The sequence below is a fragment of the Pseudaeromonas paramecii genome (assembly GCF_039540575.1).
Taxonomy (GTDB): domain Bacteria; phylum Pseudomonadota; class Gammaproteobacteria; order Enterobacterales; family Aeromonadaceae; genus Pseudaeromonas; species Pseudaeromonas paramecii.
Genome location: NZ_BAABFC010000011.1, coordinates 51194 through 60966, shown reverse-complemented (window position 1 = coordinate 60966; position 9773 = coordinate 51194). Strand labels below are relative to the sequence as shown.

General features: G+C 60.4%; 7 protein-coding genes. 4 read left to right on the top strand and 3 right to left on the bottom strand.

All coding sequences use genetic code 11. The features are described 5' to 3' along the window. Nucleotides 1-135 precede the first annotated feature (135 nt). Nucleotides 136-1305: a CinA family nicotinamide mononucleotide deamidase-related protein gene (locus ABD847_RS08555; RefSeq protein ID WP_345011991.1), complete on the bottom strand. Its 1170-nt coding sequence runs from the start codon at nucleotides 1303-1305 to the stop codon at nucleotides 136-138. An 84-nt stretch (nucleotides 1306-1389) separates the two neighbouring features. Continuing rightward, nucleotides 1390-2661, bottom strand: a complete 1272-nt coding sequence (locus ABD847_RS08550) for an HD-GYP domain-containing protein (protein WP_345011989.1) — start codon at nucleotides 2659-2661, stop codon at nucleotides 1390-1392. A 159-nt stretch (nucleotides 2662-2820) separates the two neighbouring features. Here ABD847_RS08550 and metA point away from each other — a divergent pair, with 159 nt between their 5' ends. Next, the gene (gene metA, locus ABD847_RS08545) at nucleotides 2821-3738 is read left to right on the top strand and encodes a homoserine O-acetyltransferase MetA (RefSeq protein ID WP_345011987.1); all 918 of its coding nucleotides are present in this window, start codon (nucleotides 2821-2823) and stop codon (nucleotides 3736-3738) included. On the opposite strand, the gene ABD847_RS08540 is transcribed toward metA, so the two are convergent. Beyond that, nucleotides 3735-4061 carry an MGMT family protein gene (locus ABD847_RS08540; protein ID WP_345011985.1) on the bottom strand — a complete coding sequence of 109 codons (327 nt, stop codon included), beginning with the start codon at nucleotides 4059-4061 and terminating at the stop codon, nucleotides 3735-3737. The genes metA and ABD847_RS08540 overlap by 4 nt on opposite strands. A gap of 142 nt (nucleotides 4062-4203) precedes the next feature. On the opposite strand from ABD847_RS08540, the gene metH reads away from it, so the two are divergent. The 3 genes from metH (at nucleotide 4204) to asnC (ending at nucleotide 9524) form a co-directional block, all read left to right on the top strand. Next, on the top strand, nucleotides 4204-7929 hold the full coding sequence (gene metH, locus ABD847_RS08535) for a methionine synthase (protein WP_425568441.1): 3726 nt from the start codon (nucleotides 4204-4206) through the stop codon (nucleotides 7927-7929). Between the two features lie 118 nt (nucleotides 7930-8047). Continuing rightward, a complete protein-coding gene (locus ABD847_RS08530; protein WP_345011983.1) occupies nucleotides 8048-8782 on the top strand; it encodes a hypothetical protein in 735 nt (244 codons plus the stop codon). A gap of 280 nt (nucleotides 8783-9062) precedes the next feature. Further along, on the top strand, nucleotides 9063-9524 hold the full coding sequence (gene asnC / locus ABD847_RS08525) for a transcriptional regulator AsnC (protein ID WP_345011981.1): 462 nt from the start codon (nucleotides 9063-9065) through the stop codon (nucleotides 9522-9524). The last annotated feature ends 249 nt before the right edge of the window (nucleotides 9525-9773 follow it).

Below are 9773 nucleotides of genomic sequence, written 5' to 3'. Positions count from 1 at the left end.
ATATGGCTCAGTTGGTAGAGCGCACCCTTGGTAAGGGTGAGGTCCCCAGTTCGACTCTGGGTATCAGCACCATCATAAAGAAACCCCGCCTTGGCGGGGTTTTTGCTTTTTTGCTTTCTTTTTTGTTAGCTCAACTTAGCCGGATAGGCGGCTGTGCCGCAGCTCACTGCGTTTGAGTGTCTGATAATCGCAGATGGCAGGCAGCGCCTGCAGGTGGCGTTGCAGCATATGCAGGGCGGCAAAGCTGATGACGGTGGTGTGAAGTTGCTGATCTTGCAGGCCAATATTCAGCGTCTGGGCTGCTCCTTGCTGACCATCCCAAAGGGCCAACGGAATGCCGGCTTCGCTCGCCTGCCCCACTGCCAGATGTAAGCCATCGTGCTGCTGCAGGGTTTTTAACAGTGCGGCGGCCGAGGCTGGCAGTGGGCCGTAGTGGGCGCTGAGCCTGGGTAACACTGGGGCTAGCTGTCGCAGTAGCAAACCCTGACTGGCATCCTCATGCAGCACCAGCGGTTGGTTATCCAACAGCCGCTGAAGATCCGTCGCCATCTGCCAATCACCTTGTCCTACCTGATACGGCGCTAGAATTGGCAACAGTTGCTGCTCTGCCAGGGCAAAGTCGGTGTCATCGGCCTGCTGACTGATGAGCTTTATTTCGATCAGCGGCATGGAGGAGCGGTAGCCCAACACGATATGGGTCGGCCAGCTGAGATTGTCCAGTTGATCGCTCAGGGCCGACTCGGAGACACCGAAGGTGAAGTAGCGACGCACCTCGGTCCTCTGGCTCTGCTCCCCGGTCGCCAGCCTGGGCAGTATCTGCTCATCGACCATGCGGAAAAACTCGTTCGGCACGCCTGGAGTAAAGAAACAACGTGCCCGGTCGATCTGGAGCTCAAAGCCGCAGGCCGTGCCGATGGGATTATCTAGTTTGCTAGCCCCTGTGGGCAGCATCGCCTGCTTGCGGTTACTGGTGGGCATGGGGCGGCCACGGCTGGCGTAGCGTGCCTCGAGTTGATCCAGCCAGGCGGTATCCAATGCCAAGCCGACGCCGGCAGCCAGAGCCGCTGCCTCTGTGGTCTTGTCGTCTGAGGTGGGGCCCAATCCGCCATTGACGATGATGATGTCAGCCTGCTGGCTGCGCTCCTTAAGGATGGCTACCAGATGCGTCAGGTCATCCCCCACCGTCTGGCGACGCTGGACCTGCATTCCTTTATCCAGCAGTCGCTGGCATAGCCAGGCGGCATTGCTGTCGACGATGAAGCCGGTCAGCACCTCATCGCCTGTGGTGATAATTTCGATATGCATGAAGGCTATCTCAAATGCCAAGCCAGAGGGTTCGGCTACGTTAGCACGACCCCCGCTCAGGCGCACAGTGGGCGCTTATGGATGTTACTGTTTGAGATTACTGGTGTAATCGATATAGAAGCTGATCCGAGTGCGCGGGTTCAGGTATTCGAACACAGGTTCCGGTAATCGACTTGGGGCAATGACCTTGCCGATACTCAGCCCGGCATCCTCCAGATCTATGATCGCCGCCTCTTGGCGTGGGATCATGGGGTCGTACAGTAGCACGCTGGGATAGAGCAGGCGCTTGGGGTTGACCGACATCACCAGGCCCACCTGGCCATTGGAAAGCTGCACCACGCTGCCGGGAGGATAGATGCCCAGCTGTTTGACCAGCAGCCCTATGTAGTCCTTGTTGAGTTGCTTGGTTCTGTGCTTGAACAGATAAGACAGCACCACGTGGGGCACCCGGGCCTGACTCTTTTGTTGCGGGTGGCAGAGGGAGTCGTATTCATCCACCATCGAGAGCATCTGGGTCAGCTTGCCCAGTTTGTCGGCTTTCACTTGCTCCGGGTAGCCGGAGCCATCCAGTCGCTCATGGTGTTGATAGACCAGCGTCTTGATTTCTGGGTTGCAGTCTTTGACCAGATCCAGCAAATCCCGGCTGTAGCGCGGGTGCTGGCGCATCAGGTTTTCCTCGGGCTTGGTGAGCGGCTCCATCTTGCGCAGTATCTGACTGGGGATCTTCACCTTGCCGATATCGTGGAAGATGGCCCCCATACCCAACACCTTAATCTCCTGCTCGTTGAAGCCGGCCTCCTTGCCCAGCATCATGGCCAGGATCGCCACGTTGAGGGAGTGATAGTAAATCGACTCCCCTTCCGGCATGTCGGACATCAGGTGCAGCACCATCTCATCGGCATTGAGCAGCTTGCTCACCATGTCGTCCACCAGCTCCTGAGCCTCCTGCATGGCGGTCAAGGGGCGGTTTTGCAACTTGTTGATCAAGCTGCGCATCTGGGTGAGCGAGCGTTCGAACGCCTTCTCGCTGCGCTGCAGGCTGCGGCGGTATTGCTTGAGCTGCTCTATGCGATGGGCCTTATCGGCGCGCAGCCGGGCATCCAGATCCGCGACCTCATCATGGTTGATGGCGGGTTCGGCCAGCTGGATCTCGCTGCTCATGGGTTTGGGCGGCGTGTCGGACTTATCCGGAAAGATGACCACCTGTTTGAGGCCCAGGCTGCGGATAAGATCTATCTGTTCCTGCGATTTAATCAGGAAGCTGGAGAAGAGAAAGGGGTGATCCTTCCAGTTAACCGGCAATTTTACGTAGTTGCCAATCTGGAGCCGATCAATGGAGATCTTTATGCCTGCCATCAAGTTACCGCTTTGAAGTGTCAGCGCTAATGCTAGTCAAAGGGGGGAGGGAAAGGAAGTGCCAGTGTGCGTGTGGTGACAATGGATGACAGTGACCGCCCCTTGGTGTAGATTTCTAGATGTCCAGACGTTTTTACCGTTATCTTGAGGGAGTGAGCCATGCCGATTCGCATTCCGGATAAGCTGCCGGCAGCCGGGGTTCTCAGTGAAGAGAATATTTTTGTCATGACCGAGACGCGGGCCGTTCATCAGGACATACGCCCCCTGCGGGTGTTGCTGCTGAACCTGATGCCCAAGAAGATCGAGACAGAAATCCAGCTGATGCGCATGCTCTCCAACTCTCCGCTGCAGGTGAACGTCGACCTGTTGCGCATCGACAATCGCGAGTCAAAGAACACCCCCATTACGCACCTGGAGACCTTTTATCAGGATTTCGCCCAGGTGAAGCAGAACAAGTATGACGGTCTCATCATCACGGGGGCGCCCCTCGGGCTGGTGCAGTTTGATGATGTGGTCTACTGGGACACCCTGGTGGAGATCATCGAGTGGTCACGCCACCATGTCACCTCGACCCTGTTTCTGTGCTGGGCCGCCCAGGCGGCGCTCAAGGTGTTTTATGGCCTGGAGAAGCAGACCCGGGATGCCAAACTGTCCGGTGTCTACGAGCATCGCCGCCTGGTGGCCCTGGATCCGCTGGTGCGCGGCTTCGACGATCGCTTTCTGGCGCCGCACTCCCGTTACGCCAGCTTTGAAGGGAATTTTATCCGTGCCAACACCGATCTGCAGATCTTCGCCGAGTCTGATGAGGCGGGTGTTTATCTGGCGGTGAGCCCGGATTGCCGCCAGGTCTACGTCACCGGCCATCCCGAATACGATGCCGATACCCTGCACAACGAATACCAGCGGGATGTGGGGCTAGGGTTGGCGCCGGCCATGCCGGTCAATTATTACCCCAACAACGATGCCAGCCAGACACCGCACTCCAGCTGGCGTAGCCATGGGCACCTGTTGTTTGCCAACTGGTTGAATTACTACGTCTATCAGTTGACGCCGTTCGACCTGGGGACGCTTAGCTAGTCTGGCCAGCCATAACGGGCCAGATCCAGCGGGCAGTCTGCCGCGGCGGGTACCCCTTCTGCCTGCAGCAGGGCCAATTGTCGTTGCAGGTCTTCGCCCTGCAGCGAGCAGAGGCCAAAACGATTGATGACCCTGTGCCACGGCAGGCGGCTGCCTTCGGGCAAGCGGCACAAGAGGCCGCCGACCTGGCGGGCGGCACGGGGGGAGCCGGCCAGGCGGGCCACCTGGCCATAGGTGGTGACGCGCCCGTAGGGAATGGCCGCCACCACCTGATAGACCCGCTGGGCAAAGCCCATGGGCGGGTGAGAGGGAGGGATTGACATGGACATCTTGCTATCATGCACACAATGTCAGCCATCCTGACAGTGGAGCGCCTGGCTTGTCCAGCCGCGGTGCTCTAGACCAATACGCATCCTCGGTTCCAGGACGGAGCCGGGCATCCAGCAGTAAAAGAGGATTATCCAAGTGCCTACGACCCAACCGGCAACGTCCACCCAGACCCAGCTTACCCACTGTCTGCAACAGCGCATCCTGCTGATCGACGGCGGCATGGGCACCATGATCCAGAGCTACGGGTTGCAGGAAGCGGACTACCGGGGCGAGCGCTTCGCCCACTGGCCCAGCGATCTCAAGGGCAACAATGACCTGCTGGTACTGACCAAGCCCCAGGTGATCCGCGAGATCCACGAGGCCTATCTGGCCGCCGGCGCCGATATTCTCGAGACCAACAGCTTCAACGCCACCCGCATCGCCATGGCCGACTATCACATGGAGGATCTCAGCGCCGAGATCAACCGGGAGGCGGCGCGGCTGGCCCGCCAGGTGGCGGATGAGTGGACCGCCAAGGACCCGGCCAAGCCGCGCTTTGTCGCCGGCATCCTGGGCCCCACCAACCGCACCTGTTCCATTTCGCCGGATGTGAACGATCCCGGCGCGCGCAACGTCACCTATGACGAACTGGTGGCCGCCTACATGGAGTCTACCCATGCGCTGATCGAAGGCGGGGCTCACCTCATCATGATCGAGACCATCTTCGATACCCTTAACGCCAAGGCCGCGGTGTTTGCGGTGGAGAGCGTGTTCGATGAGCTGGGGCTGCGTCTGCCGGTGATGATCTCCGGTACCATCACCGATGCCTCCGGCCGTACCCTGTCCGGCCAGACCACCGAGGCCTTTTACAACTCGCTGCGCCACGCCCAGCCACTCTCGTTCGGCCTCAACTGTGCCCTGGGCCCCAAGGAGCTGCGCCAGTACGTGGAGGAGCTTGCTCGCATCAGCGAGACCTATGTGTCGGTGCACCCCAATGCCGGCCTGCCCAACGCCTTCGGTGGCTACGATCTGGAAGCCGACGAGATGGCGGTGCATATCCGCGAGTGGGCCGAGGCGGGTTTCCTCAACCTGGTGGGGGGCTGCTGCGGCACCACACCGGCCCATATCGCCGCCATGGCACAGGCGGTGGCCGGCTGTGCGCCACGCCCGCTGCCGGAGCTGCCGGTGGCCTGTCGTCTGGCCGGCCTGGAGCCCTTGACTATCAGCGCCGACTCCATGTTTATCAACGTGGGGGAGCGCACCAACGTCACCGGTTCGGCCAAGTTCAAGCGGCTGATCAAGGAAGAGAATTACGACGAGGCGCTGGACATCGCCCGTCAGCAGGTGGAAAACGGCGCCCAGATCATCGACATCAACATGGACGAAGGCATGCTGGATGCTGAGGCCTGCATGGTGCGCTTCTTGAACCTCATCGCCTCCGAGCCGGACATCTGCAAGGTGCCCATCATGGTGGACTCCTCCAAGTGGGAGGTGATGGAAGCCGGGCTCAAGTGCATTCAGGGCAAGCCCATCGTCAACTCCATCTCCATGAAGGAGGGGGTGGAGAAGTTTATCGCCCAGGCCAAGCTCATTCGCCGTTATGGCGCCGCCGTCATCGTCATGGCCTTTGACGAACAGGGGCAGGCCGATACCCGGGCGCGCAAGTTCGAGATCTGTCAGCGGGCCTACCGCATCCTGGTGGATCAGGTGGGTTTCCCACCGGAAGACATCATCTTCGATCCCAACATCTTCGCGGTGGCAACCGGCATCGACGAACACAACAACTACGCCATGGACTTCATCGAAGCGGTGAAGGACATCAAGGAACACCTGCCTCACGCCATGATCTCCGGTGGTGTCTCCAACGTCTCCTTCTCGTTCCGCGGCAACGAGCCGGTGCGCGAGGCGATCCACTCTGTGTTCCTCTACTATGCCATTCAGAACGGCATGGACATGGGCATCGTCAACGCCGGTCAATTGGCCATCTACGAGGACATCCCGGCCGAGCTTAAGGCCAAGGTGGAGGCGGTGGTGCGCAACACCCACCCCGGCGCCACCGAGGAGCTGCTGGCCATTGCCGAGCAGTACCGTGGCGGAGGTGCCCAGCAGGTGGTGGATCCGAAGGAGCAGGAGTGGCGCAGCTGGCCGGTGGCCAAGCGGCTGGAGCATGCCCTGGTCAAGGGCATTACCGACTTCATCGACGAGGACACCGAAGAGGCGCGTGCCCAGTCGGCGCGGCCCATCGAGGTGATCGAAGGGCCGCTGATGGCCGGCATGAACGTGGTGGGCGATCTGTTTGGCGCCGGCAAGATGTTCCTGCCCCAGGTGGTGAAGTCGGCGCGGGTGATGAAGCGGGCCGTAGCCTACCTGCAGCCCTATATCGAGCAGGAAAAATCCGGCGGCCAGAGCAATGGCAAGATCGTCATGGCCACGGTGAAGGGCGACGTGCACGACATCGGCAAGAACATCGTCGGCGTGGTGCTGCAGTGCAATAACTTCGAGATCATCGATCTGGGCGTCATGGTGCCCTGCGAGAAGATCCTGCAGACCGCCCGGGAGCAAAACGCCGACATGATTGGCCTCTCCGGCCTCATCACGCCCTCGCTGGACGAGATGGTGCACGTGGCCAAGGAGATGCAGCGCCAGGGCTTCACCATACCGCTGCTCATCGGCGGCGCCACCACCTCCAAGGCCCATACCGCGGTGAAGATAGAGCAGAACTACCAAGAGCCTGTGGTCTATGTCTCCAATGCCAGCCGGGCGGTGGGCGTGGCCCAGAGCCTGCTGTCGACCGAGCTCAAGCCGGCCTTTGCCGAGCGGCTCAGCCGCGAGTACGAGACGGTGCGGGAGCAGCATGCCCGCAAGCAACCGCGCACCAAGGCGGTGTCGCTGGCCGAGGCCCGCGCCAATGGCTGGTCCTGCGACTGGAGTGCCTACCAGCCGCCCAAGCCGGCCCAACCCGGCATCCATGTGCTGCGCAAGGTAGCCATTGCCACCCTGCGTAACTACATCGACTGGACTCCCTTCTTCCTCAGCTGGGAGCTGGCGGGCAAGTTCCCGCGCATCCTGGAGGATGAGGTGGTGGGCGAGGAGGCCAAGCGCCTGTATGCCGATGCCAATGCCATGCTGGATCGCCTGGAGGGCAGCGGCGAGGTGGAGGTGACCGGTATGCTGGGGCTGTTCCCGGCCAACCGGGTCGGCGATGACATCGAGGTCTACACCGACGAGTCGCGAAGCGAGGTCAAACAGGTGCTGCGCGGTCTGCGCCAGCAGACCGACAAGGTGAGCCAGGCCCGGGATGGCAAGGTGTTCCCCAACTACTGCCTCTCCGACTTTGTGGCGCCCAAGGAGAGCGGCGTCGCCGACTGGATCGGCGCCTTCGCGGTGAGCGGCGGCTTTGGTGAGAGCGAGATCGCGGAAGGCTACAAGGCGGCGGGGGATGACTACAATGCCATCTTGCTGCAGGCGGTGTGCGATCGTCTGGCCGAAGCCTTTGCCGAGTACCTGCATGAGCGGGTGCGCAAGGAGTTCTGGGGGTATGCCCCGGACGAGGCACTGACCAACGAGGAGCTGATCCGCGAGAACTACCGTGGCATCCGTCCGGCACCCGGTTATCCGGCCTGCCCCGAGCACACCGAGAAAGGCACCCTGTGGCAACTGCTGGGGGTGGAGGAGGCCATCGGCATGCAGCTGACCGAATCCTATGCCATGTGGCCGGCGGCGGCGGTCTCCGGCTGGTACTTCAGCCACCCGGAAGCCAAATACTTCGCCGTGGCGGGGATCCAGCCCGATCAGGTCAAGGATTATGCCGAGCGCAAGGGCATGACGGTGGAAGAGGCGGAACGCTGGTTGGCGCCCAATCTGGGCTACCAGCCGGAATAAAATCCGAGGGCGCCGCTGGCGCCCTTTTTGTTAGCTGGCCCGCAAAGCCGGGTTGCCACGGCTGGTTTTGTGATGGGGCCCGGCCATAATGCCAGCCCCGCCGTATTGGAGATGCCCCATGTCACTGCGTTGCCTTGCCCTCTTGTTGAGCTGTTTGACCCTGCCCGCCCTGCAGGCCACCGAAGTCGCTCCGCCCACTGCCGAGCAGGAGTACCATGCCCTGGCGAGCCGTTTCGTGGATCTCTCCTTGCACCAGTCACCCCTGGCCTATCTGAGCCTGGTGACCGAGCCCGTGCTGCGGGATGGCGGTGATGGTCAGTACCAGCACCTGGCCGCGCTGCTCAAGCCCAGGGTGCCGGCGGATCCGGTGGCCACCCTGCTCTATGCCGGCTTGCTCAGTGCCCAGGCCCACAAACCCTTGATGCGATTGTCGCCGGATGGCCAGCTGAACCAGGCCCAGTTGGATAACTGGCCCGCCCTGATGGCCGATCCCTTGCTCAAGGAGTCCTTCGGTCTGCTGGATACCCTGTGCCAGCAGCAGAACCTGCAGGCCTGCCTGTCCTGGTTTCAGGCCTTGAACGAACAGGGGGTGCCTGTGATGGTGGGGCAGGATGAGGCGGCCCGACAGACGTTTTTGCGCAGCATGGCTGCACCGGAGGCCCAGGTGCGGCGGGTGGCGATCCTGAATTACGCCCAACAGGCCTCGCCGAGCCTGGCCCGCTTCATCGCCAGCCTGTATGAGCGGGGACTGTTGCCGCTGCCACCGGAGATGGCCAAGGCGCTGGGCTTTGAGCGGGATGCGGCCAAGGCGGCTCAGTGGCAAAGCAAGGCCGAGCAGCTGATGGCGCAGTGAGACAAGGCGGCTGGAAAAAAGAACAGCCGTCCTAGGACGGCTGGCGAAAGAGGAATGATGGGTCATTCAACGTGGGTGGAGCGAATGGCCCGGAATTCAGTGCCAAGTCCCGACCAGCTCCTGATGGTCGGAAGCGCGGATCACCGCGGCTGAAAACGAGGCAATCATCAGTATTTTTGCGTTTTCGTTCAATACCCAACAATAAATTCCCCGCCTTTGCTTTTTTTTGTTTAATCTTGGTGCCGATATTTTATCGTTTGTTTATTTATGAGGCTGAAAAGTGGCCGCTCATTATCAGATCGATGATCTGGACCGCAAGATACTGACTGCCCTGGTGGACAATGCCCGGACGCCCTATGCCGAGCTGGCCAAACTCAATGGCGTCAGCCCGGCTACCATCCATGTACGGGTGGAGAAGCTCAGGCAGGCCGGCATCATCACGGGTGCCCAGATCACATTGGATCCTCAGTCCTTGGGCTTCGACGTCTGCTGTTTCATCGGCATCAACCTCAAGAGCGCCAAGGACTATGGTCGGGCTATCGAGCAGTTGCATCGCCTGCCGGAGGTGACGGAGGCTCATTACACCACAGGGCACTACAACATCTTCATCAAGGTGCGTACCCGCTCCATCGACGAGCTGCACCAGCTGCTGATCAACCGCATCCAGTCCATCGACGAGATCCAGTCCACCGAGACCCTGATCTCCCTCAGTAGCCCCATCCAACGGCAAATCTCGTTATAGCGCCGACGGCGCCATCTGCCTGCCGAATCTTTTTTGCCCGACGGGTATAGGCCCATACGGGCCAGATTCAGTTATCCCATTGCTGAACAAGAATTACCTGTCTTGAGGCAAAAACTGAAAGCGCTTTCAAGTCTTTGCCTCTGCTTAAGGTCACAAAAAAAGGTCAGCCTAGGTTAAGGGATGCTAAGCCGATGCAATTTACTCGTTAGGTCACAAATTACCTGTGTTGTCGCTCTTTATATTCCGCGC